The sequence below is a fragment of the Pseudomonas sp. PDM03 genome (genome assembly GCF_014852385.1).
Taxonomy (GTDB): domain Bacteria; phylum Pseudomonadota; class Gammaproteobacteria; order Pseudomonadales; family Pseudomonadaceae; genus Aquipseudomonas; species Aquipseudomonas migulae.
Map to the genome: position 1 here is coordinate 67,693 of NZ_JACVBM010000002.1, position 22,930 is coordinate 90,622.

The following is a 22,930-nucleotide window of genomic DNA, read 5'->3' on the forward strand; positions in this document are numbered from 1 at the left end:
AATGCGCGGCATTCGGTGCGGTCCGTCCTACAGACCCGGTTGCTGAAATCGGCTGAAAGCCTTCTATTTCAAGGCGTTCACTCCGTGCAGCACCGGCCCGCACCTTCGCCACGCCCGGAAGGAGAAACCCATGGGACAGCGTACGCCTCTGTATGACCTTCATCTCGCCCTCGGCGCGAAGATGGTCGATTTTGGCGGTTGGGATATGCCTCTGCATTACGGCTCGCAGGTCGAGGAACACCATCAGGTGCGCCGCGATTGCGGGGTTTTCGATGTATCCCACATGACCGTGATCGATGTCAGCGGCGGGCAGGCCAAGGCCTGGCTCCAGCATTTGTTGGCCAACGACGTCGAACGCCTGCACAGCCCCGGCCGTGCCTTGTACAGCACCATGCTCAATGAACGTGGCGGCATCGTCGACGACATGATCGTCTATCGCCTCGACGACGGTTATCGCCTGGTGGTCAATGCCTCCACCCGCGATCAGGACCTGGCGTGGATGCAGGCGCACCTCGACGGCTTCGATGTGCAGCTCAACGAGCGCTCCGAGCTGGCGATGCTGGCCATTCAAGGCCCGCATGCCCGACACAAAATCTCCGAACTGGTCACCCAGTCTCGCGGCAACCTGATCCAGTTGCTCAAGCCGTTCGAAGGCCAGCCTGACGGTGACTGGTTCATCGCGCGCACCGGCTACACCGGCGAAGACGGTCTGGAAATCATTTTGCCGGCCAGTCAGGCGCCAGGTTTCTTCAACGATCTGGTGGGTGCAGGCATCTCGCCGATTGGCCTTGGCGCACGGGATACGCTGCGTGTCGAAGCCGGCATGAACCTGTACGGTCAGGACATTCATCAAGATGTTTCGCCGCTGGCTTCGAACATGGCCTGGAGCATTGCCTGGGAGCCGGCCTCTCGCCAGTTCATCGGCCGTGTCGCTCTGGAAGCTGAACGGGCAGGCGGCGTACAGCACAAACTGGTGGGGCTGGTCCTTGAGGAACGTGGGGTTTTGCGCGCTCATCAAGTGGTCCGCATCGCCAATGTTGGCGAAGGAGAGATCACCAGTGGTAGTTTCTCTCCTACGCTTAGCAAGTCGATTGCACTGGCGCGCGTGCCAATGGCGACTGCCGACCGCGCAGAAGTGGAAATCCGTGGCAAGTGGTACCCGGTCCGAGTGGTCAAACCGACCTTCGTACGCCATGGCAAAACCTTGATTTAACCTTTTCTGGCGGGCAACGACCGCTGACAATTTTCTTGAGGACACAGAATATGAGCGATATCCCTGCCGACCTGCGTTTTGCCGAAAGTCACGAATGGGCCCGTCTGGAAGCCGATGGCACGGTCACTGTGGGCATCAGCGATCACGCTCAGGAAGCCTTGGGCGATGTGGTGTTCGTTGAGCTGACTGAAGTCGGTAATGTGTTTGCAGCCGAAGACCAAGCGGGTGTTGTGGAGTCGGTTAAAGCCGCCTCTGACATCTACTCACCGATTGCCGGTGAAGTGATTGCGGTCAATGAAGACCTGAGCGGTTCGCCTGAGTTGCTCAACTCCGACCCGTACGGTGCCTGGATCTTCAAGCTCAAGCCAAGCAATGCCGCTGACTTGGACAAGCTGCTCGATGCAGCTGGCTATAAGGCCGCCATCGGCGAGTAAGCACTGCCGAAAGCAAAACCGCTACAAGAGCGCCGCGTTTTCCTTGCCTGGAGAACGCGGCGTTTTTGTTTAATGCCGTGCGGTGAGGTGTTGCTGTGACGGTTTGCTGACCATTCACGCCGCCATTGCTACCGCTTTGTTTACCCTGGCGTGAAGCGCCGTTACCTGGTCGTCTGTCAGACGTGTTGCCGGTTCGCCCGGGACCCAAACACCGCTGTCGTTGTAAGTGATTGTTTTGGTCTCTCCGTCATTGACCGTGACGACGTAAGAGTTAGATACATTTCCGGCGATTAAAGACCCCGCCGCCTGGGCTGTGCCGAACCATAGTTGGAACTGGTTTTTTGGTGTCATGGTGGTTGCACCGATGCTCATGCCGCCTGAACAGTTCACCCAAATATTGTTACCTTTGGAGTCCAGCAATATTTCGCTTGGATTGGCCAGTAGTTGGTTGTTGATTAAAATATCTCCAGAGACACCGCCATTTGTGGCAGGACTGAATACGCCATATTCATCGAGTGTCGTTTTTTGTCCGGTATTGATAGGAAGGTTTTTGCCTCCCGAGGTAAATGTAATATCGCCTTGTTGTATTGGGGAGTTTGTAAAATTGACCATAAAAGAGTTGCTGGATATGTCGAATGTGTTTTTGTATTGATAGCTGGGCTGGCCTGTTGTGGCTTTGGCGGGCTTTGCTAGCCATATGGCGGTAAAGCTGTTATTTACCATTTTTGCAAGGTGGAGGCTGTAATTGTTGGTTTTCTGGGCGATCAGTTGTGCCTCTTCGATATAAACAATAATTTGCTGTTCGCTCATGGCTGTTTTCCATTCGGTCCGGTATTTCTACCGCGTTGCTACTGTAAATAAAAAACCCTGTAGATCCAGGATTTACAGGGTTTTTTGAACATGTCTGCGCGTTCAAGACTGTCAACGGTAAAACGAAAGGCTTTCAGTCCATTGTGCAAACGGTGCTCGATCCACCCTCCATACTATGCCGCTACTCTGCTCTCTACCTTGGCTACCTTGACATGCAGTTCCACGACTTCCTTGTCGCTGAGGAGGTTGGCCGGTTCGCCAGTTACCCAGTCGCCACTGTCGTTATAGGTGAGGGTAATGCTACCTCCATTCTGCAAGGTTGCCACATAGGCATTGGATAGGTTTTGGGCAATCAGCGAGCCTGTTTCCTGAAGGTTTCCGAACCACAGTTGGTATTGGTCTTTGGGTGTCAGCGTAGCGGTGCCTATGTTCATGCCGCTCTGGCGATTTACCCAGATATAATTGCCATCGGAATCCAGCAGTATCTGGTGGGGATTGCCTTGGAGTTTATTGTTGATAAGAATATCCGACTTCACGCCGCCGTTTTGGGCCGGTGAAAAAACACCGTTTTGATCCAGTGTTGTAATCTGGCCGGTACTGATGGGCAGGTTTTTTCCGCCGGAGGTGAAGGTGACATCGCCTTGTTGAACCGGATCGTTCGTGAAGTTGACATTGAAGGATGGTGTCGTGATATCGAATGTGTTGCGGTATTGATAGCTAGGATTGCGAACGGTGGCCACAGCACCTTTTGATTGCCAGATAACAGTAAAATCATTATTTACCTTTTTGGCCAGGTAAAGACTGTAGTTGTTTTCTTTTTGTGCAATCAGTTGCTGTTCTTCAATGTACAAAATTATTTGTTGGCTGCTCATTTTTGAACTCCATTTCGAATAAAGCGTAGCTTGGGTTGTTTGTAACTGGGTAGTGGCTTTTTGGTTCCGTTGCCCAGTCCTCAACAAACATAGCATGCGGATTATTGTGCTATAGATCTATTGGCTATGGTTTGATTCTATCTATCGCGATTGGTTTTTTTAAGAGTTTGGCTGTTTTAATAAGTGTTGGTTTTTCACCTATTTGCAAGCGCCGTTGTGCGGGTACTTATGTAGAGTTTTATTTTTGGCGAGTAAGGATGACTATTTATAACTATCGGCGATGTATATATCGCTGAAATGAAATAGCCTAAAAGTCTTGGCATGTTTTATATGCATCAGGGACGGGCCGCGTCCAAAGACGCCATGCCGCGCGCAGGGGAGCTATGCTGGTTTGACCGTGTTGCATCGACGTTGAGCGCCAGTCAAGAGAGAGCCCGTCATGTCCCAGTTGCCGTCCTTGAGTCAGTTACGCGACCCCAATGCCTTCCTCCGCCGTCACCTCGGGCCCGATGCCGCCGAGCAGCAGGCGATGCTCGACAGCCTCGGCGTTGGTAGCCGCGTCGAGCTGATCGAGCAGACGGTGCCGCCGGGAATCCGCCTGAACCGGGCGCTAGACCTGCCTCCCGCCCTCGATGAACAGGCCGCGTTGGCCAAGCTGCGTGGCTACGCCGAGCAGAACCAGGTCTGGACCAGCCTGATCGGCATGGGCTACCACGGCACGCTGACACCGACCGTCATTTTGCGCAATGTCCTGGAAAACCCCGGTTGGTACACCGCCTACACGCCCTATCAACCGGAGATCGCCCAAGGTCGGCTCGAAGCGCTGCTGAACTTCCAGCAATTGACCATCGACCTCACGGGTCTGGAGCTGGCCAATGCCTCGCTGTTGGACGAGGCCACGGCGGCGGCGGAAGCCATGGCCCTGGCCAAGCGTGTCGCCAAGTCCAGGAGCAATCTGTTCTTCGTCGATGAAAACTGTCATCCGCAGACCATCTCCGTGGTGAAGACCCGAGCCGAAGGTTTCGGTTTCGAGCTGATCATCGACGCTGTGGATAACTTGAAACAGCACCAGGTGTTCGGCGCGCTGTTGCAGTATCCCGACACCCACGGCGAGATTCGCGATCTGCGCCCGTGGATTGATCACCTGCACGCCCAGCAAGCCCTGGCCTGCGTCGCCACCGATCTGCTGAGCCTGCTGTTGCTGACGCCGCCGGGAGAATTGGGCGCCGACGTGGTGTTCGGCTCGTCCCAGCGGTTTGGCGTGCCCATGGGTTACGGCGGCCCCCACGCGGCGTTTTTTGCCAGTCGCGATGAATACAAACGAGCGATTCCGGGGCGGATCATCGGCGTCTCGAAAGACGCACGTGGCAACATTGCGTTGCGCATGGCCCTGCAAACCCGTGAGCAACACATCCGCCGGGAGAAGGCCAACTCGAACATCTGCACTGCCCAAGTGCTGCTGGCCAATATCGCCAGTTTCTACGCGGTCTACCACGGTCCGGAGGGGCTGAAGCAGATTGCCCAGCGTGTTCACCGGCTGACCTGCATCCTCGCGGTGGGCCTGGAGCGCCGTGGCATCACCCGCCTGAACAAACACTTTTTCGACACGTTGACGCTGGAGGTCGGTGGCACTCAAACCGCGATCATCGAAAGCGCGCAGGCCGCGCAAATCAACCTGCGGATTCTGGGGCGCGGGCAATTGGGCCTCAGCCTCGACGAAACCTCTGACGAAAGTACCGTGGCGAAATTGTTCGATGTCTTCCTGGGGGCCGATCACGGGCTCAACGTCGACGAACTGGACGCTGAAACTCTGCCTTCTGGTATTCCTGACGGGCTGCTGCGCACTTCGCCTTACTTGCGTCATCCGGTGTTCAGCGCCCATCACAGCGAAACCGAAATGCTGCGTTACCTCAAGCAACTGGAGAACAAGGACCTGGCGCTCAACCAATCGATGATTCCGCTAGGCTCTTGCACCATGAAGCTCAACGCCACCAGCGAAATGATCCCCATCACCTGGCCGCAATTCGCCAACTTGCACCCCTTTGTGCCGAAAGAGCAGGCGGCCGGTTATACGGCGATGATCGAAGAGCTGGAGCGCTGGCTCTGCGCGATCACTGGTTTCGATGCGATCTGCATGCAGCCCAACTCAGGTGCCCAGGGCGAGTACGCCGGGTTGCTGGCGATTCGCAAATACCACGAGAGTCGGCATCAAGGCGGGCGGGATATCTGCCTGATCCCGTCCTCGGCCCACGGTACAAACCCCGCTTCAGCGCAAATGGCCGGAATGCGCGTGGTGATCGTCGAATGTGACGAGGCGGGCAACGTCGATCTGGAAGATCTGAAAGGCAAGGCTGCCGAAGCGGGCGACAAGCTGGCCTGCCTGATGGCGACGTATCCTTCGACCCACGGCGTGTACGAGGAAGGCATCAGCGAGATCTGTGAAGTTATCCACAGTCACGGCGGTCAGGTGTACATGGACGGCGCCAACCTCAATGCGCAAGTCGGGTTGGCGCGGCCGGCGGACATCGGTGCCGACGTTTCCCATATGAATTTGCACAAGACCTTCTGCATTCCCCACGGCGGTGGCGGGCCCGGCATGGGGCCGATTGGCGTGCGGGCGCATCTGGCGCCGTTCGTGGCCAACCACCCGGTAGTGGCGATTGACGGCCCGCTGCCGGAGAACGGCGCAGTCAGCGCGGCGCCCTGGGGCAGCGCGAGCATTCTGCCGATCAGCTGGATGTACATCGCGATGATGGGGCCGCAACTGGCGGACGCCAGTGAAGTGGCGATCCTCGCCGCGAATTACCTGGCGCAGCATTTGTCCGGTGCGTTCCCGGTGCTCTACACCGGGCGCAACGAGCGTGTGGCCCACGAATGCATCCTTGATCTGCGGCCGCTCAAAGTGCTGACTGGCATCAGCGAAGAGGACGTCGCCAAGCGCCTGATGGACTACGGCTTTCATGCGCCGACCATGTCCTTTCCGGTGCCGGGCACCTTGATGGTCGAGCCGACCGAAAGTGAATCGAAGGCGGAACTGGACCGCTTTATCGGGGCGATGCTGAGTATCCGCGCGGAAATCACCGAGGTGCAAAACGGCAATTGGCCGGCGGAAGACAATCCACTGAAACGGGCGCCGCACACCTTGGCCGACATCACCGGGGTTTGGGAGCGGCCCTACACCATCGAACAGGGCGTCACGCCGGACGCGCACACCAAGGCGCATAAATATTGGCCGGTGGTGAATCGTGTCGATAACGTCTACGGCGACCGGAACCTGTTTTGCGCGTGTGTCCCGGTGGACGACTACCGCTGAAAAACACCGTCTCTCTGTAGGAGCTGGCTTGCTAGCGATGGAGTGTCAGCTACGTCGATGTCGACTGACACTCCATCGCTAGCAAGCCAGCTCCTACAGGGTTTTGTGTTGCCCATAAAAAATGCCGCTCATGTGAGCGGCATTTTTGTTCAGCCGTAAATCTTACTTCGACGCGACGGCATTCTTCGCCAGGATCGCATTCGCCAGTTCCATATCCGTGGCCTGCAGGCCCGGGTTGTCGGCGCGTACTTTCTGTATTGCGGCTTCCAGATAGGGGCCGCGAATAGCGCCGTCGCTGGCGACAAAGCTGCCGGCGTCGTCCTGGGCGGCGACGATCAGCTTTTGATCCCTGGAGGTCAGGTAGGACGAACCGGTGGTGGCACCGGAAGTAAGGACGTTACGCCAAAAGCTGTCATCAGCCATCGCCGAACCGACAGGAAGGGACAACACGGCGAGGGTAGCAACAGCAAGTTTGAAACGCATGATGGGTGACTCCACTGGGTTAACTACGCGGGGTTGGATTGCCAATGACCCTGCCGAGTTCCATCACGGTCGCAGCTACTTCTGTTCACTCTGCGGTGTCACCCGCAGCACCTCCTCGATCGTCGTCAAACCCGCCGCCACCTTCTGTGCGCCCGACAGTCGCAAGCTGCGCATGCCTTCCTTGAAAGCCTGGCGCCGTATCGCCAGCAAGTCGGTGTCGGGGTTGATCAGCGCTTTGAGGCCATCCGTCAGTTGCATGATTTCGTACACCCCGGCGCGGCCGCGATAGCCGGTGTCGCGGCATTCCAGGCAACCGATGGCGCGTTGCGCATTGCCGGGCAACGGCGCCTGCCAGGGTTTGGTCAGGGTTTGCCAGTCTTCTTCACTCAGGGTCAGCGGGGCCTTGCAGTGCGGGCACAACGTACGGACCAGCCGCTGCGCCATGACGCCGAGCACCGTGGCCTTGATCAGGTAATGCGGCACGCCGAGTTCCAGCAGGCGGCTGATGGCGCTGGGCGCGTCATTGGTGTGCAGCGTCGATAGCACCAAGTGGCCGGTGAGCGCGGCCTGAATCGCCATTTCGGCCGTCTCCAGGTCCCGGATCTCGCCGATCATGATGATGTCCGGGTCTTGCCGCATCAGTGCGCGCACGCCGGCAGCGAAGGTCAGGTCGATGTTGTGCTGGACCTGCATCTGGTTGAAGGCCGGCTCGACCATCTCGATCGGGTCTTCGATGGTGCAGAGGTTGACCTCCGGCGTCGCCAGTTTTTTCAGCGTGGTGTAGAGCGTGGTGGTCTTGCCCGAACCGGTCGGGCCGGTCACCAGAATGATGCCGTTGGGCTGGCTCGTCATGTCCTGCCAGCGACGCAGGTCTTCGGCGGAAAACCCAAGCTGATCGAAATCCTTGAGCAGCACTTCCGGGTCGAAGATCCGCATGACCATTTTTTCGCCAAACGCCGTCGGCAATGTCGACAGCCGCAGTTCGACTTCGCCGCCATCCGGGGTCTTGGTTTTGACCCGGCCGTCCTGGGGTTTGCGTTTTTCCGCGACGTTCATCCGCCCCAGGCTCTTCAGGCGACTGACAATCGCCATGGTCACCTGCGGCGGGAATTGATAGACGTTGTGCAACACGCCGTCGATGCGAAAGCGCACGGTACCTTGCTCGCGTCGGGGCTCGATATGGATATCGCTGGCGCGTTGCTGGAAAGCGTACTGGAACAGCCAGTCGACGATATTGACGATGTGCGCGTCGTTGGCGTCCGGCTCCTGATCGCTGGCACCGAGGTTGAGCAGTTGTTCGAAATTGCCCAGGGTGCTGGTTTGATGATCGTTGTTGGTCGCGCCGCTGACCGATTTGGCCAGGCGAAAGAACTCCACGCTGAAGCGCTGGATGTCCACCGGGTTGGCCACCACCCGTTTGATCGGCAGCTTCAACACATGGGTCAGGTCGGCCTCCCAGCCTTTGACGTAAGGCTGGGCGCTGGCCACGGTCACGGCGTCGCGATCGATGGACACCGCGAGAATCTTGTGGCGCTGGGCGAAGGCGTAGGACATCAGCGGCGTAACGGCCGCGACGTTGATTTTCAGCGGATCGATGCGCAGATAAGGCTGACCGGCCTGCTGCGACAGCCACAGGGTCAGGCTTTCCAGATCGAGGTGTTTACCGGGACGGCTGAGGTCGTCCAGCTGTTGGCTGGCGATGAACTCCAGCGGGTGCATCTGGCCATTGGCGGCGTGACGGCGGCGGGCATTCAGTGCGTGCTCGGCCGAGTCCTGGCTGATAAAGCCCTGGGCGACCAGCTCGCGCAGCAAATCATTGAGATCCAGCCAGCGGTCCTGAAGGGCAAGTTGAACGGACATGCGGGCTCCTCGTGAACAACAGTTCGCAAAGGATAGTCTTGGACCCACCGACCGTTGGGCCACTACCCGACGAATCCGTATCGGGTTTTTTCAGCCAGTCGCCTGAGCGGCTTCAGCCCACGCAGAATCAGACGCTTGCAGGTCCACCGAGCAGACGCTGATCAGGTTACGTAGTTTTTCCGCGATCACTTGAGCGCGGTGCCAGCTCAATCCGTCCATGACGATGTCGATCGCCAGCAAATCGTCCGTGCGCTGCACGTTGACCTGTTGCGGCGTCAGGAACTGTAGAGCGAACAGGTTGAGCGCCCGGCACAGCAGATCCGGTTCGGCTTCGGCCAGCAGTTGATAGTGCACACGACACTGGGCGTGGCTGGCGTTCCAGACATCGGCGCGGGTGGGCGGGGTGTTCACGGCTTCAAGATGCGGCATGGTCGGTCTCCAAAATCACTGGAGGAATTTTTACATTCGATGCCGGGCATTTCTTATCTATGATGGGGCTAATTAACGATTTATCGAATCGTGCGATTCAACAGAACATCGATTACAGGTTTTTCTATGCAAAGCGAACTGGATGGCTACGACCGCAAGATTCTCGCGTTGCTGCAAGAGGACGCTTCGCTCTCCAGCGCGCAGATCGCCGAGCAAGTGGGACTTTCGCAATCGCCGTGCTGGCGGCGGATTCAGCGGATGAAGGAGGAGGGGATCATTCGTGGTCAAGTGACGCTGCTGGACCGCAAGAAAATCGGGCTCAACACGCAGATCTTTGCCGAGGTCAAACTCAACGCGCACGGGCGTTCGAACTTCACTGAGTTCACCGAGGCGATTCGCGGTTTTCCCGAAGTGCTGGAGTGTTATGTGCTGATGGGGTCGGTGGATTTTTTGCTGCGGATTGTCACGGCGGACATCGAGGCGTATGAGCGGTTTTTCTTTGAGAAGCTGTCGATGGTGCCGGGAATTCAGGAGGTGAACTCGATTGTGGCGTTGTCGGAGATCAAGTCGACGACGAGTTTGCCGGTCTGAAGATTTGCGGTGAATTTGCTGGCCTCATCGCTAGCAGGCTAGCTCCCACACGGGTTTTGTGGCGTGCACAAAGCCAATGTGGGAGCCAGCCTGCTGGCGATGACGGTTTTACATACGCAGCAGCATTTTCCAGGCACGATTCTGATAAACGGCAATCGCCTGCTGCTTACGCGCATCCAGCAATTCATCGGTGATCGGCTCGTTAGCCAGCAACGCCAACTGTTTCAGCTCGCCGTACAGTCGATCCATTTCCGGGACCTCCAGCACGTTGCGCGCATGGTGCAACCAGGACTGGATGCGCTCGATGCGCGGCAGTTGCTCGGCCAGATCTTCCGGCTGCTGCTGGTAACGCTGCAATTGCAGGGACGTCGCTTCTTCACCAAGCAAGCGCGGTAACCAGCTACCCAGTTGCGCAGCGCCCTGGCGATTGCCGCGAACATTACGATCGGCCGCCCAGGTGCGGGCCAGCAACCAGCGCGAGGTGTTCAGCGAGAACAGGCCCCAGCGCGGGTCTTCGAGTTCTTCGAGGAACTGCTCCGGCGCGGCTTTGCGCACGTCTTCGTCGTCCAGACCGGCTTGAACCAGCGGACGCCAGTCTTCAAGCAAGGCATCCAGCGCGAGACGCAGGTCGTGCGTCGACTGACGTGGCGCGGCCTGGCCAAGGCTGCTCAGCAGGGCGCGCAATTCAGCGAGGTTTTCAACCCAGTCCTGCAACAGACGCCAGTGGCCATTGAAGCGATATTGCTCGGCCAGACGCTGGCTGCTGCTCAGCAAGTGCCAGCTCAACGCGGCGAACGCGTCGTCCAGCGGCATTTCGGCGCTGATCTGCGGGGCCGGCAGGCTCAACGAATAGCTGTTGGCGTCGTACAAGCGATAACCGCGTTCGGCCTTGCTGATGTCACACGGCATCAGGGCCAGGGTCGCGGCCAGTTCGGCGGCCAGTTCCAGCAATGCAGCCGGTTCACCTTCGCGCAATTCCAGTTCCAGCTCGCAGATTTCTTCTTTCTGCTTGCCGACCACCACGTGGCCCAGGTCCAGCGCAGCTTCGATGACCACTTTGGTCTTGCCACGGCCCCAGGCGATTTCAGCGCGTTCGCGGACGAAATCGGTGGTGAAGATCGGCTTCAGGGTTTTCTTGTCCAGCTCGGCCAGCTCTTCAGGCCAGCATTCGCCGTCGAGTTTTTTTACGTCGAGCTTGGCTTTGGGCAGGTTCCAGTCGTATTCGTTACGCTCGGACAAACCGGCGACGCTCTGGCCACGGGTCTTGAGGGTCTGAATGACTTCTTCGCCGTCCTTGCGCAGGCGCAGGGCAACCTTGGCGCGGGCCAGGTCGCGCTCAGGCGTGTCGAAGTACTGGTTCATCAGTTCACGGCGTTCCCAGCCACTTTTGTTGCGTTTTTTCAGGAGCGGGTGCTCGCGCAGTGCGGCGAGGGTTTCGCGGCTGACGCGGAGTTTGATTTCAGTTTCTTTCTGCATGGCCGGAAAATCCAGGATCGGGAGCGCAGCCGGGGGAATGTGTGGCTGCCAAGGTCGTGCAGTGTACAGCACTGCTCAGACCTACGCGCCGCGACGGTTTATTCCTGTCACCGGATGGCTCTATGATGGACTTCAATTCGGGAGTTGGAGTCAGCGATGCCGTTGCCGTCGATGAAAGATCAGTTCGCTGCGCTGATTGCCGCACCATCGGTCAGTTGCACTCAGGCCAGCCTCGATCAGACCAACCGTCCGGTGATCGATTTGCTGGCGACTTGGCTCGGTGATCTGGGTTTTGCCTGCGATATCCAACAGGTCAGCCCCGGCAAATTCAACCTGCTGGCCAGTTTTGGTTCCGGCCCCGGCGGTCTGGTGCTCGCCGGGCACAGTGACACGGTGCCGTTCGATGGCGCGTTGTGGCAGACCGATCCGCTGAAGCTGACCGAAGTCGATGGCCGCTGGGTCGGGCTGGGCAGTTGCGACATGAAAGGCTTTTTTGCCCTCGCCATCGAAGCCGTCCTGCCGTTGCTCGACCAGCCGTTCAAACAGCCGTTGCTGATTCTCGCCACTTGCGACGAAGAAAGCTCGATGTCCGGCGCGCGTGCCTTGGCCGCAGCAGGACGCCCGTTGGGCCGAGCGGCGGTGATCGGCGAGCCGACCGGGCTCAAGCCGATCCGCATGCACAAAGGCATCATGATGGAGCGCATCGACATTCTCGGTCAGAGCGGCCATTCCTCCGATCCGCGCCTGGGCCATAGCGCCCTCGAAGCCATGCATGATGCGATTGGCGAATTGCGCGGCCTGCGCCTGCTGTGGCAACGTGAATTCCGCAATCCACAGTTTGGCGTGCCGACTCCGACCATGAACTTCGGCTGCATCCATGGCGGGGATAACCCCAACCGGATTTGCGGTCAGTGTTCGCTGGAATTCGACCTGCGTCCGTTGCCGGGCATGGACCCCAAGGTGTTGCGTGCGGAGATTTTGCAGAAACTCAAGCCGGTTGCCGAGCGCCATCAGGTGAAGATCGATTACGCGCCGCTGTTCCCTGAAGTGCCGCCCTTCGAGCAGGCCGAAGACGCTGAATTGGTCCGCATCGCGGAGCAGCTCACCGGTCATCGCGCCGAAGCAGTGGCGTTCGGGACGGAAGCGCCTTATCTTCAACGCCTTGGCTGCGAAACGCTGGTGCTGGGCCCGGGTGACATCGCGTGTGCGCACCAACCGGGGGAATACCTCGAAATGTCACGTTTGCAGCCTACCGTGCATCTATTACGACAGTTGATTGAACATTACTGCCTGACACCGGCCAAAATGTGACCTGTGTAGGAGCCGGCTTGCTGGCGATGAACGATAACGCGGTTCACCTGATGGACCGCAGCGCCCGCATCGCCAGCAAGCCGGCTCCTACAGAATGTATAAATAACCGATGTTTAAACCCGTATTCATGAGGAGAGCGCGCGTGTCGCCAAGCCTGTTCCGACGATAACCATCAGCCCGCTGTGCGTTTTCTGTTTCGCCCATTTTTTGGCTGCTATTTATTACAGGCCCAGGTTCATGCCCGAATACGTTAATTGGCTTCGTCACGCTTCGCCTTACATCAATGCCCACCGCGATTGCACCTTCGTCGTCATGCTGCCCGGCGACGGCGTGGAGCATCCGAACTTCGGCAACATCGTCCACGACCTGGTGCTGCTGCACAGCCTCGGTGTGCGATTGGTGCTGGTTCACGGTTCCCGTCCACAAATTGAAACCCGTCTCGCGGCACGCGGCCTGACCCCGCATTACCACCACGGCATGCGCATCACCGATGCCGCGACCCTTGAGTGTGTGATTGATGCGGTCGGCCAGTTGCGTATCGCCATCGAAGCGCGCCTGTCCATGGACATGGCCTCTTCGCCGATGCAGGGCTCGCGCCTGCGAGTGGCCAGCGGCAATCTGGTGACCGCCCGGCCGATCGGCGTGCTCGAAGGTGTCGACTATCACCACACCGGCGAAGTGCGCCGGGTTGACCGCAAAGGCATCAATCGCCTGCTGGACGAGCGCTCCATCGTGCTGCTGTCGCCGCTGGGCTACTCGCCGACCGGGGAGATTTTCAACCTCGCATGCGAAGACGTCGCCACCCGTGCGGCCATCGACCTGGGGGCCGATAAACTGTTGCTGTTCGGCGCGGACCTGGGCTTGATCGATGAAAACGGTCGTCTGGTGCGCGAGCTGCGCCCGCAACAAGTGCCGGCGCATTTGCAGCGTCTGGGCAGCAACTATCAGGCGGAACTGCTGGATGCGGCGGCTGAAGCCTGCCGTGGCGGCGTGGCGCGCAGCCATATTGTCAGTTACGCCGAAGACGGCGCGCTGCTGACCGAACTGTTCACCCGTGACGGCGGCGGTACGCTGGTGGCACAAGAGCAATTCGAGGTCGTGCGCGAGGCCGCGATTGAAGACGTTGGTGGTTTGCTGGACTTGATCAGCCCGCTGGAAGAGCAGGGGATTCTGGTGCGACGTTCCCGCGAAGTGCTGGAGCGTGAGATCGAGCAGTTCAGCGTGGTCGAGCGTGAAGGCATGATCATCGCTTGTGCGGCGCTGTATCAGATTGCCGATTCGGATGCCGGGGAGTTGGCGTGTCTGGCGGTGAACCCGGAGTACCGTCATGGCGGTCGCGGGGATGAGCTGCTGGAGCGCATTGAAACCCGTGCCCGGGCTCAGGGTTTGAAAACCTTGTTTGTCCTGACTACTCGTACGGCTCACTGGTTCCGCGAGCGCGGGTTTGTGCCAAGCAGCGTCGAGCGCCTGCCGTCGGCGCGGGCGTCGCTGTACAACTATCAGCGTAATTCGAAGATCTTCGAAAAAACCTTGTAACCGTGTTGCTTCCATCGCCAGCAAGCCGGCTCCTACGGAATCCTGTAGGAGCCGGCTTGCTGGCGATCGGTTGCAAAGCAACCGCCAAAATTACTCAGCGACGAATTTCGCGCTGACATACGGCGAATAGTCCGGCAGCACCGTCTCGACCTTGCCTTGTTCCTTCAAAAACTTCGCCGTCTCACCAATCGCCTTCGCCGTGCCGCCCTCCAGCAGCGCGGTGGTTTGTTGCGCCTTGGCGTCCGGGAATGCAGAACCGGCGAGCAGTTCCGGTACATCGGCGGCATTGGCACCGGTCAGTTTGGCGATTTTCTGTACCGGCACCGAATCGGCGGTCCAGCTGTCTTTATGTGCCGCATAGTCGGCGAACGAGTCCAGCGTCACCTTGGCGAACTTGGCTACGACGTCGGGATGTTTCTCGGCGTAATCCTTGCGCGCCACCCACACTTCAAAAGTCGGCGCGCCCCACTGACCTACCTGTGCGGCGTCAGTCAACGTCTTGCCAGTCTTGCGAATTTCCCCCAGGGCGGGCGACCAGACGAACGCACCGTCGATGTCCCCACGCTTCCAGGCGGCAGCGATTTCCGCTGGTTGCAGGTTCACCACTTTAACTTTTGAGGCGTCCAGGCCCCAGTGCTTCAAGGCGCCGAGCAAGCTGTAGTGAGAGGTTGAAACGAACGGTGTGGCGATGGTCTTGCCGATCAGATCTTCCGGTTTATCGATGCCGCTGCCGTTGCGTACCACCAACGCTTCGGCGGCGTTGATCTGGGCAGAAACGATAAACGCGACAATCGGCAGATTGCGCGAGGCGGCCGCGGCCAGTGGGCTTGAGCCGAGGTTGCCAATCTGTACGTCGCCCGAGGCGATGGCGGTTACTACTTCCGGCCCACTGTTGAAACGACGCCAGTCAATTTTTTGGCCGATGGTTTTCTCGTAGAGTCCATCCGCCTGGGGGACTTTGCTGGGGTCTATTCCGGTTTGATAGCCGACGGTGAGGTTCGCGGCATGGGCGGAAAAAGAAAATAATACCGATACACAAACTGTAACAATTGGGTTGGATAGTGCGCGCTTGGTCGTCATGGCGTAGGCCTTATCGAAAGGAATTGTTGCGGAGTTGCTTCCAAACCTAATCGATCTAAAAAACTCCTAATAAATACCATTTAGGAATTAGCTTATGAGCGGGCCGCTCTAGTCCGCGGGGCCGCAAACGGTGAGCAAAATTCCTAAATGGTATTAGAAAAGAATCCAGCCATTCTTTTCAGGTTTATGACGAAATCATGACCCTGCACGGACCAAAAACCGGGGATTAGACCATGGTCGTAGACACACATGGTTACGATTGACTTGTGGGTCACGCTCTGGCGCTAATCGCGCATCTTAGGACTTGGGACATTGATTCCGGGCCAGGAATACAAGAATTAGAGACGAGAGGAGTTTAACAATGAACAAGTCCACCTTGGCGCTGGCCGTGGCCCTAGGGGTTATGGCGCAGCAGGCAGGCGCCGCCGGTTTCATCGAAGACAGCAAGGCTTCCGTCAGTTCGCGTACCTATTATTTCGACGCCGATGTCCGTGAAGGCGCCAAGACCCCAGCTAACCGTCAGCGAGAAGCCGCTGAAGGCCTCAAGTTCGATTACCAGTCGGGCTTCACCCAAGGTGTCGTAGGTTTCGGTATCGATGCCCAGGCATTGGTCGGTATCCATCTGGACGGCGGCAAGGGCCATCACCCGGACAGTAACTCCTTCAGCCCTAGCGATACCGATGGTTCGGCAGAGAGTTCGTGGAGCCGCGTGGCGGGCAACGTCAAGGCACGCTTCTCGAAGACAGAGGCCCACTACGGTGGTGCCCTGCAGCCAAACATGCCGATCCTGATCGCGAACGACAGTCGCGTACTGCCACAAACCTTTGAAGGTGGCACCATCACCTCGAAGGAAATCGACAACGTGACCTTCAACGTAGGTCAGCTGGAGCACGCGACGGGTCGCGCGTCCAGCAACAGCACTGGCCTGTCTGTGGCTGGCGCTACTCAGGACAGCAATCAGTTCCGTTACGCCGGTGCTGACTGGAAAGTCACCAAAGACCTGATGCTGCAGTACTACTACGCGAACCTGGAAGATTTCTACAAGCAGAGCTTCCTCGGCCTGGTGCACGTCTACCCGATCGCACCCAACCAGTCGTTCAAGACCGATCTTCGTTATTTCGACAGCAGCTCCGACGGCAAGAACGGTGACGCCGGCTATCAATTCAACAACAACGGTGGTTTCGCCAAGAACAGGGGCGAGGTCGATAACAAGACCTGGAGCGCCACGTTCACCTACACCCTGGGCGGCAACGCGTTCCTGCTTGGGCATCAGCGTGTCAACGATGACGGCGGCTTCGTCTTCTTGAACCAAGGCAACGTTGTCGATGGCAACGGTCGCAACGAAGGTGCTGGCGGCGCCAGCTTCTACTCGTTCACCGATGCCACTGTGGGCAGCTTTATCCGTGCCGGTGAAAACACCACGTACGGTCAGTACACCTATGACTTCGCGTCTTTGGGTGTACCAGGCTTGAAAGCTTCGGCTGCTTACTTGTATGGCCGGGATATCAAGACCGTCAGCGGCGCGGGTGAAGACCTGAACGAGCGGGAAACCGACCTGCGCGTAGACTATGTGATTCAAACCGGTCCACTTAAAGGGTTTGGCACGACGGTGCGTCACGGTGCTTATCGTGGCAACACCAACGCTGACCAAGACCAGACCCGTCTGATCTTCAACTACACCTACAGCTTCCTGTAACAGGCTGCGCAAAAGAGCCTCGCCGTTTGGCGGGGTTTTTTTGTGATTTTTTCATATATTCTAATTCGGCATTACTTAGGAATTTATTATTCTTTTTAGCTTTTAAAATAAACCCCTAAAGTGCATCCCGCCGGGGCCGATATCGAGTGTCCCGTAGCGATTAAAATGCCGCTTTTTATTCCCGCACGGCATGAAAAAGAATGAAATAAATGTATTTACGTTTACCATGCCGGCCCATTCGCCGCGCTTAGACCCTTGACTTAGACACATCAGTTGAGTGGCGCGCGGATTGCGGTTGGCGGTATCCGCACATTTCAGGATCCAGGGCATTCGACTCAGGACCGAAAAAATTAGAAACGAGAGGAGCGAAACAATGAACAAGTCCACCTTGGCCCTGGCTGTGGCCGTAGGGGTTATGGCGCAGCAGGCAGGCGCCGCCGGTTTCATCGAAGACAGCAAAGCTACTTTGGGGCTGCGTAACTTCTACATCAACACTGATAACCGTGACCACGATGCCGCCACTGCTTCTGGTGTGCAGAGCAAAAACGAAGAATGGGGCCAAGGCTTCGATCTGCGCTTCACCTCCGGTTACACCCAAGGCACCGTCGGCTTCGGTATCGATGCTATCGGCCTGCTGGGTGTGCGTCTGGATTCGGGCGGCGGTACTAACGGCGCCACTTCGACTTCATACGGCGGCACTGTTTTCCCAAGCAAATCCAACGGCGAAGCGGTTGATAACTTCTCCAGCCTGGGTCTGACTGCCAAAGCCAAGATCTCCCAGACTGAACTGAAGCTGGGCACCCTGCAGCCAAAACTGCCGGTTATCGTGACCAACGACGGTCGTCTGTTGCCACAAACCTTCCAGGGTGGCCAGATCACTACGAACGAGATCAAAGACCTGACACTGGTCGGTGGTCAGATCGAGCACGCAAAAGGTCGTAACTCCAGCAACAACGAAGAGTTGTCGATCGCTGGTGCCAACGCCCACACGGCTGCCGGTCGCGACAGCAACAAATTCATTTACGGTGGCGGTGACTACAAAATCACCAAAGACCTGACTGCCCAGTACTACTACGGTAACCTGGAAGACTTCTACAAGCAGCACTTCCTGGGTCTGGTCCACAACTGGGCCATCGGTCCGGGCGTGTTGAAGTCGGACTTCCGTTACTTCAATAGCCGTGACGATGGCGCTAATGGCCACGACTCGAGCTACTTCACTACCGGTAATGACACCGGTTTCGCTAACGGTCGAGGCAAAGTCGACAACAATCTGTACAGCGGCTTGTTCCTGTACTCCGTTGCCGGTCACACCTTCGGTGGCGGTTACCAAGCCAGCAACGGCAACAGCGACTTCCCTTGGTTGAACCAGGGCGACGGCTCGTCGGCTTACCTGACTACCGACAGTCAGATTGCCAAGTTCGCCCGCGCCGGTGAGCGCACCTGGCAAGCTCGCTACTCGTATGACTTCGCCAAAGTCGGCGTACCTGGCCTGACCGCCGGTGTGGTTTACCTGCGTGGCGACAATATCGACACCGTGGGTGCCAACGGTCGCGAAAACGGCTCTGACGGTTCTGAGTGGGAACGCGACCTGACCGTCGGTTACGTCGTACAAGAAGGCTCGCTGAAGAACCTGGGCCTGATGTGGAAAAACGCTACCTGGCGCAACGACGTCCCTGGTCAGCGCGACCAGGACGAAAACCGCCTGATCGTCAGCTACTCGATCCCGCTGTTGTAATAGCGCTCGCGTAACCGCTGAAAAAAAGCCCCGCCCGGCATTACGCCGGGCGGGGCTTTTGCGTTTTCGGGGTGGGGTCACCCCCGTAATCCCATCCCGAAACGTTCCCTCTTTTGCAGCGACTCAAGGCCTTCTCGAACCTTGGAAGCGATAGTCGTCGCGATGACTTTGCAGGTCCAGTGAACAGATCTTTAATATTCTTTTTAGGTCTAATAATGTCTTTATATATTCTTTTTCTAAACTCCCCAACACAAGCTACAGTTGAGTTCTACACCTACTCATCAGGAGCCCACCATGAGCATCAGACTCGGCGACATCGCACCCGACTTCGAACAGGATTCCAGCGCCGGTACCATCCGTTTCCATGAATGGCTGGGCGATAGCTGGGGCGTGCTGTTTTCCCACCCGGCGGATTTCACCCCGGTGTGCACCACCGAGCTGGGCTTCACCGCCAAGCTCAAGGATGAATTCACCCAGCGCGGGGTCAAGGCCATCGCGTTGTCGGTAGACCCGGTTGACTCGCACCACAAGTGGATCGAGGACATCAACGAAACCCAGAACACGATCGTCAACTTCCCGATCCTGGCCGACGCTGATCGCAAGGTATCGGACCTGTACGACCTGATTCACCCGAACGCCAACGACACCCTGACTGTGCGTTCGCTGTTCGTGATCGACCCGAACAAAAAGGTACGCCTGACCATCACCTACCCGGCGAGCACCGGCCGCAACTTCCATGAAATCCTGCGGGTGATCGACTCGCTGCAACTCACCGACAACTACAAGGTGGCCACCCCGGCCAACTGGAAGGACGGTGAAGAAGTGGTGATCGTGCCGTCGCTTCAGGATCCAGAGGAAATCAAGAAGCGCTTTCCAAAGGGTTATCGCGCGGTGAAGCCGTACCTGCGCCTGACACCGCAGCCGAACAAGTAACCCGCAGCATTTTGGGCGCTGCTGAAATCGTCATCGCGAGCAGGCTCGCTCCCACATTAGAACGCGGTCAACTGTGGGAGCGAGCCTGCTCGCGATGACGGAGTATCAGGCGCCACAGAATTCAGATTCAGCAGCATCCATAAAGCAGGGGAATTTCAGGCCGTTTTCACGGCCTGTTTTTTTGCCCGGAAGAAAGGTTTTTGCATATCTCTTAAACGCATAACCAAATGAATAAATATGATTTAAAGATATATAAATCACCTGTTAAGGTCTCTCCATCGAAGCGAGATCGCCCACTGCGAATCGCCTGCACCGTTCAAGGAATCGTCTGAATGCTGGTCGTCTCACTCGGTGGCAGTCCCAGCCAACGCTCCCGTTCCGGGGTGCTGCTGGAGCGCTCTCAACGCTGGTTGCAAGAGCAAGGTGTGGAAGTGGTGAGTTATCAGGTACGGGACTTCCCGGCCGAAGACTTGCTGCACGCACGGTTCGACAGCCCCAAGGTGATCGACCTGTTGCAACAGATTGAAAACGCCGATGGCCTGCTGATCGCCACCCCGGTGTACAAAGCGTCGTTTTCCGGCGCTCTGAAAACCGTGCTGGACCTGCTGCCCGAACGCGCCCTGGCGCACAAAGTGGTGTTGCCCATGGCCACCGGCGGCAGCATCGCTCACATGCTGGCGGTGGATTACGCACTCAAGCCAGTGCTGTCGGCATTGAAAGCCCAGGAAATGCTCCACGGGATTTTCGCTGTGGACAGCCAGATCGCTTACGGCGAAGGCAGCGCCCAGGCGCAGCTGGCGCCGGAGCTGGAACAACGACTGAATGAATCGCTGGAGCTGTTCTTCAGTGCCATGGCGCGACGGCCCAAGCCGATCGATCCGAATCTGCTGAATGATCGTTTGTTGAGTGCTCGCTGGAGCATTTAAGCCTCACCCTGACTTGATGTACTCACCTTACTCAGCCGTCAACGGTTCAGCAGGTGCAGCCAAAACCCAACTGCAAAAAGGAGAGCGCTATGCGCACTGTCATTTTGCGTCGTGGTCTGGTCGCTCTGTTTGCTGCGGCTGTAACCTTCGGCGCCATTACTCAAGCACAAGCTGAAACCCTGCGGATCGGCTATCAAAAGTACGGCACCCTGGTGCTGCTCAAAGCCAAAGGCACTCTGGAAAAACGCCTCGCCGCCCAAGGCGTCGACGTGCAATGGACTGAATTCCCCGGTGGCCCGCAGCTGCTTGAAGGCCTGAACGTCGGTTCCATCGACTTTGGTGTCACCGGCGAAACGCCTCCGGTATTTGCTCAAGCGGCGGGCGCCGATCTGCTCTACGTCGCCTACGAACCGCCTGCGCCGCACAGCGAAGCGATCCTGGTGCCGAAGGACTCGCCGATCAAATCGGTGAAGGACCTAAAGGGCAAGAAAGTCGTGCTCAATAAAGGCTCCAACGTTCACTACCTGCTGGTCCGCGCGCTTGAAGACGCCGGCCTCAAATACACCGACATCCAGACTGTCTTCCTGCCGCCGGCCGATGCCCGCGCCGCGTTCGAGCGTGGCAGTGTCGATGCCTGGGTCATCTGGGACCCGTACCAGGCCGCCGCCGAGCAGCAGTTGCAAGCGCACACCCTGCGCGATGGCCAGGGCATCGTCGACAACCATCAGTTCTACCTGGCGACCAAGCCTTACGCACAGAAAAATCCTGAGGTGATCAAGACCCTCGTGGAAGAAGTGCGCGCCGTCGGCGAATGGTCCAAGGCCAATCCTGAAGACGTGACCAAGCAGGTCTCGCCACTGCTCGGCCTGCCGGCAGACATCACCCTGACCTCGGTGAAACGCCAGGGCTACGGTGCGTTGTTCCTGACCCCGGAAGTGGTCGCCGCGCAACAGAAAATCGCCGACAGCTTCTACCAGCTCAAGCTGATTCCGAAGCCGCTCAGCATCAAAGACGTGATCTGGACGCCGCCGGCAGCCGTTGCCAAAGCGCAGTAATTCGATTCCCCAAGGAGACCACTCCATGAGCCTCAATATCTTCTGGTTCCTGCCTACCCACGGCGACGGCCATTACCTTGGCACCGCCGAAGGCGCTCGCGCCGTTGACCACGGTTACCTGCAACAAGTCGCGCAAGCGGCGGATCGTCTGGGCTTCGGCGGGGTGCTGATTCCCACTGGCCGCTCGTGCGAAGACTCGTGGCTGGTGGCCGCGTCACTGATCCCGGTGACCCAGCGTTTGAAATTCCTTGTCGCCCTGCGCCCCGGGATCATTTCCCCGACGGTGGCTGCGCGTCAGGCCGCGACACTGGATCGCCTGTCCGGCGGTCGTGCGCTGTTCAACCTGGTGACCGGCGGTGATCCGGAAGAATTGGCCGGCGATGGTTTGTTCCTGACCCACGAAGAGCGCTATCAGGCTTCGGTGGAATTCACCCGCATCTGGCGTCGCGTGCTGGAAGGCGAAACCGTCGATTACGACGGTCAGCACATCAGCGTGAAAGGCGCGAAGCTGCTCTATCCGCCGATCCAGCAACCGCGTCCGCCGCTGTACTTCGGCGGCTCGTCGGAAGCCGCGCAAGACCTGGCCGCCGAGCAAGTGGAAATGGTCCTGACCTGGGGCGAACCACCGGCCGCCGTGGCCGAGAAGATCGAACAGGTTCGCGCCAAAGCCGCGAAGCTTGGCCGCACGGTGCGCTTCGGTATTCGCTTGCACGTGATCGTCCGTGAAACCAATGCCGAAGCCTGGCAAGCGGCGGATCGACTGATCTCGCACCTGGACGACGACACCATTGCCCGTGCCCAGGCTTCCCTGGCGCGCTTCGACTCCGTGGGCCAGCAACGCATGGCGGCGCTGCATGGCGGCAGTCGCGACAACCTGGAGGTCAGCCCTAACCTGTGGGCCGGCGTCGGCCTGGTGCGTGGCGGTGCCGGTACTGCACTGGTCGGCGACGGCCCGACCGTGGCCGCCCGCGTGAAGGAATACGCGGACCTGGGCATCGACACCTTCATCTTCTCCGGTTATCCACACCTGGAAGAGTCGTACCGCGTCGCCGAGTTGCTGTTCCCGCACCTGGACATCGAGCGTCCGGAGCTGCCGAAAAGCGCCGGTTACGTCAGCCCGTTTGGCGAGATGGTCGCCAACGACATTCTTCCCAAAGCTGCGTCCCAGAGCTGAGAC

19 protein-coding genes are annotated in these 22,930 nt (G+C 58.2%); 12 read left to right on the forward strand and 7 right to left on the reverse strand.

What is annotated here, in order from left to right; translation table 11 throughout:
- Window positions 1-130: 130 nt before the first annotated feature.
- Together gcvT and gcvH are read left to right on the forward strand one after the other, a co-directional pair.
- A complete protein-coding gene (gene gcvT, locus IB254_RS05195) occupies window positions 131-1,213 on the forward strand; it encodes a glycine cleavage system aminomethyltransferase GcvT (RefSeq protein ID WP_008024247.1) in 1,083 nt (360 codons plus the stop codon).
- Between the two features lie 50 nt (window positions 1,214-1,263).
- Window positions 1,264-1,647 (forward strand): glycine cleavage system protein GcvH, encoded by a 384-nt coding sequence (gcvH, locus tag IB254_RS05200; RefSeq protein ID WP_192416664.1) that lies wholly within the window; start codon window positions 1,264-1,266, stop codon window positions 1,645-1,647.
- 114 nt (window positions 1,648-1,761) lie between these two features.
- Here the strand turns inward: gcvH and IB254_RS05205 are convergent, their stop codons facing one another.
- The gene (locus IB254_RS05205; RefSeq protein WP_192416665.1) at window positions 1,762-2,457 is read right to left on the reverse strand and encodes a hypothetical protein; all 696 of its coding nucleotides are present in this window, start codon (window positions 2,455-2,457) and stop codon (window positions 1,762-1,764) included.
- A 173-nt stretch (window positions 2,458-2,630) separates the two neighbouring features.
- Window positions 2,631-3,329, reverse strand: coding sequence for a hypothetical protein (locus IB254_RS05210; protein WP_192416666.1), 699 nt, complete (start codon window positions 3,327-3,329; stop codon window positions 2,631-2,633).
- 439 nt (window positions 3,330-3,768) lie between these two features.
- Between IB254_RS05210 and gcvP the strand changes: the two genes are divergently transcribed.
- Window positions 3,769-6,642: an aminomethyl-transferring glycine dehydrogenase gene (gene gcvP, locus IB254_RS05215; RefSeq protein ID WP_192416667.1), complete on the forward strand. Its 2,874-nt coding sequence runs from the start codon at window positions 3,769-3,771 to the stop codon at window positions 6,640-6,642.
- 162 nt (window positions 6,643-6,804) lie between these two features.
- On the opposite strand, the gene IB254_RS05220 is transcribed toward gcvP, so the two are convergent.
- The 3 genes from IB254_RS05220 to IB254_RS05230 all read right to left on the reverse strand — a co-directional run bounded on the left by IB254_RS05220 (window position 6,805) and on the right by IB254_RS05230 (window position 9,414).
- Window positions 6,805-7,125, reverse strand: a complete 321-nt coding sequence (locus tag IB254_RS05220; protein WP_192416668.1) for a DUF2388 domain-containing protein — start codon at window positions 7,123-7,125, stop codon at window positions 6,805-6,807.
- Between the two features lie 75 nt (window positions 7,126-7,200).
- Window positions 7,201-8,985 carry a GspE/PulE family protein gene (locus IB254_RS05225; protein ID WP_192227505.1) on the reverse strand — a complete coding sequence of 595 codons (1,785 nt, stop codon included), beginning with the start codon at window positions 8,983-8,985 and terminating at the stop codon, window positions 7,201-7,203.
- Between the two features lie 90 nt (window positions 8,986-9,075).
- On the reverse strand, window positions 9,076-9,414 hold the full coding sequence (locus IB254_RS05230; protein ID WP_192416669.1) for a hypothetical protein: 339 nt from the start codon (window positions 9,412-9,414) through the stop codon (window positions 9,076-9,078).
- Window positions 9,415-9,540: 126 nt separating this feature from the next.
- Between IB254_RS05230 and IB254_RS05235 the strand changes: the two genes are divergently transcribed.
- Window positions 9,541-10,005 carry an Lrp/AsnC family transcriptional regulator gene (locus tag IB254_RS05235; RefSeq protein WP_008024235.1) on the forward strand — a complete coding sequence of 155 codons (465 nt, stop codon included), beginning with the start codon at window positions 9,541-9,543 and terminating at the stop codon, window positions 10,003-10,005.
- 108 nt (window positions 10,006-10,113) lie between these two features.
- Here IB254_RS05235 and IB254_RS05240 read toward each other — a convergent pair whose 3' ends face one another.
- A complete protein-coding gene (locus tag IB254_RS05240) occupies window positions 10,114-11,481 on the reverse strand; it encodes an inorganic triphosphatase (RefSeq protein WP_008026000.1) in 1,368 nt (455 codons plus the stop codon).
- Window positions 11,482-11,637: 156 nt separating this feature from the next.
- On the opposite strand from IB254_RS05240, the gene argE reads away from it, so the two are divergent.
- Both argE and argA read left to right on the forward strand, forming a co-directional pair.
- Window positions 11,638-12,792: an acetylornithine deacetylase gene (argE, locus tag IB254_RS05245; RefSeq protein ID WP_192416670.1), complete on the forward strand. Its 1,155-nt coding sequence runs from the start codon at window positions 11,638-11,640 to the stop codon at window positions 12,790-12,792.
- A gap of 237 nt (window positions 12,793-13,029) precedes the next feature.
- A complete protein-coding gene (gene argA / locus IB254_RS05250; protein ID WP_008026003.1) occupies window positions 13,030-14,328 on the forward strand; it encodes an amino-acid N-acetyltransferase in 1,299 nt (432 codons plus the stop codon).
- A 90-nt stretch (window positions 14,329-14,418) separates the two neighbouring features.
- Here the strand turns inward: argA and tauA are convergent, their stop codons facing one another.
- Window positions 14,419-15,408, reverse strand: a complete 990-nt coding sequence (gene tauA / locus IB254_RS05255; protein ID WP_192227509.1) for a taurine ABC transporter substrate-binding protein — start codon at window positions 15,406-15,408, stop codon at window positions 14,419-14,421.
- 361 nt (window positions 15,409-15,769) lie between these two features.
- Here tauA and IB254_RS05260 point away from each other — a divergent pair, with 361 nt between their 5' ends.
- The 6 genes from IB254_RS05260 to ssuD all read left to right on the forward strand — a co-directional run bounded on the left by IB254_RS05260 (window position 15,770) and on the right by ssuD (window position 22,927).
- The gene (locus tag IB254_RS05260; protein WP_192416671.1) at window positions 15,770-17,104 is read left to right on the forward strand and encodes an OprD family outer membrane porin; all 1,335 of its coding nucleotides are present in this window, start codon (window positions 15,770-15,772) and stop codon (window positions 17,102-17,104) included.
- 373 nt (window positions 17,105-17,477) lie between these two features.
- Entirely contained in the window at window positions 17,478-18,839 is a 1,362-nt protein-coding gene (locus IB254_RS05265; protein ID WP_192416672.1) for an OprD family porin, read from the forward strand.
- A gap of 294 nt (window positions 18,840-19,133) precedes the next feature.
- Window positions 19,134-19,772: a peroxiredoxin gene (locus IB254_RS05270; RefSeq protein WP_192416673.1), complete on the forward strand. Its 639-nt coding sequence runs from the start codon at window positions 19,134-19,136 to the stop codon at window positions 19,770-19,772.
- Window positions 19,773-20,104: 332 nt separating this feature from the next.
- Window positions 20,105-20,698, forward strand: a complete 594-nt coding sequence (gene ssuE / locus IB254_RS05275) for an NADPH-dependent FMN reductase (protein WP_008026012.1) — start codon at window positions 20,105-20,107, stop codon at window positions 20,696-20,698.
- An 89-nt stretch (window positions 20,699-20,787) separates the two neighbouring features.
- Window positions 20,788-21,753, forward strand: coding sequence for a sulfonate ABC transporter substrate-binding protein (locus IB254_RS05280; protein WP_192416674.1), 966 nt, complete (start codon window positions 20,788-20,790; stop codon window positions 21,751-21,753).
- Window positions 21,754-21,778: 25 nt separating this feature from the next.
- Window positions 21,779-22,927: an FMNH2-dependent alkanesulfonate monooxygenase gene (gene ssuD / locus IB254_RS05285; RefSeq protein WP_008026018.1), complete on the forward strand. Its 1,149-nt coding sequence runs from the start codon at window positions 21,779-21,781 to the stop codon at window positions 22,925-22,927.
- The last annotated feature ends 3 nt before the right edge of the window (window positions 22,928-22,930 follow it).

Bases quoted from the DNA above. Each gene is read 5' to 3' on its own strand.
- gcvT (WP_008024247.1), top strand. From the start codon at position 131: ATGGGACAGCGTACGCCTCTGTATGACCTTCATCTCGCCCTCGGCGCG.
- gcvH (WP_192416664.1), top strand. From the start codon at position 1,264: ATGAGCGATATCCCTGCCGACCTGCGTTTTGCCGAAAGTCACGAATGG.
- IB254_RS05205 (WP_192416665.1), bottom strand. From the start codon at position 2,457: ATGAGCGAACAGCAAATTATTGTTTATATCGAAGAGGCACAACTGATC.
- IB254_RS05210 (WP_192416666.1), bottom strand. From the start codon at position 3,329: ATGAGCAGCCAACAAATAATTTTGTACATTGAAGAACAGCAACTGATT.
- gcvP (WP_192416667.1), top strand. From the start codon at position 3,769: ATGTCCCAGTTGCCGTCCTTGAGTCAGTTACGCGACCCCAATGCCTTC.
- IB254_RS05220 (WP_192416668.1), bottom strand. From the start codon at position 7,125: ATGCGTTTCAAACTTGCTGTTGCTACCCTCGCCGTGTTGTCCCTTCCT.
- IB254_RS05225 (WP_192227505.1), bottom strand. From the start codon at position 8,985: ATGTCCGTTCAACTTGCCCTTCAGGACCGCTGGCTGGATCTCAATGAT.
- IB254_RS05230 (WP_192416669.1), bottom strand. From the start codon at position 9,414: ATGCCGCATCTTGAAGCCGTGAACACCCCGCCCACCCGCGCCGATGTC.
- IB254_RS05235 (WP_008024235.1), top strand. From the start codon at position 9,541: ATGCAAAGCGAACTGGATGGCTACGACCGCAAGATTCTCGCGTTGCTG.
- IB254_RS05240 (WP_008026000.1), bottom strand. From the start codon at position 11,481: ATGCAGAAAGAAACTGAAATCAAACTCCGCGTCAGCCGCGAAACCCTC.
- argE (WP_192416670.1), top strand. From the start codon at position 11,638: ATGCCGTTGCCGTCGATGAAAGATCAGTTCGCTGCGCTGATTGCCGCA.
- argA (WP_008026003.1), top strand. From the start codon at position 13,030: ATGCCCGAATACGTTAATTGGCTTCGTCACGCTTCGCCTTACATCAAT.
- tauA (WP_192227509.1), bottom strand. From the start codon at position 15,408: ATGACGACCAAGCGCGCACTATCCAACCCAATTGTTACAGTTTGTGTA.
- IB254_RS05260 (WP_192416671.1), top strand. From the start codon at position 15,770: ATGAACAAGTCCACCTTGGCGCTGGCCGTGGCCCTAGGGGTTATGGCG.
- IB254_RS05265 (WP_192416672.1), top strand. From the start codon at position 17,478: ATGAACAAGTCCACCTTGGCCCTGGCTGTGGCCGTAGGGGTTATGGCG.
- IB254_RS05270 (WP_192416673.1), top strand. From the start codon at position 19,134: ATGAGCATCAGACTCGGCGACATCGCACCCGACTTCGAACAGGATTCC.
- ssuE (WP_008026012.1), top strand. From the start codon at position 20,105: ATGCTGGTCGTCTCACTCGGTGGCAGTCCCAGCCAACGCTCCCGTTCC.
- IB254_RS05280 (WP_192416674.1), top strand. From the start codon at position 20,788: ATGCGCACTGTCATTTTGCGTCGTGGTCTGGTCGCTCTGTTTGCTGCG.
- ssuD (WP_008026018.1), top strand. From the start codon at position 21,779: ATGAGCCTCAATATCTTCTGGTTCCTGCCTACCCACGGCGACGGCCAT.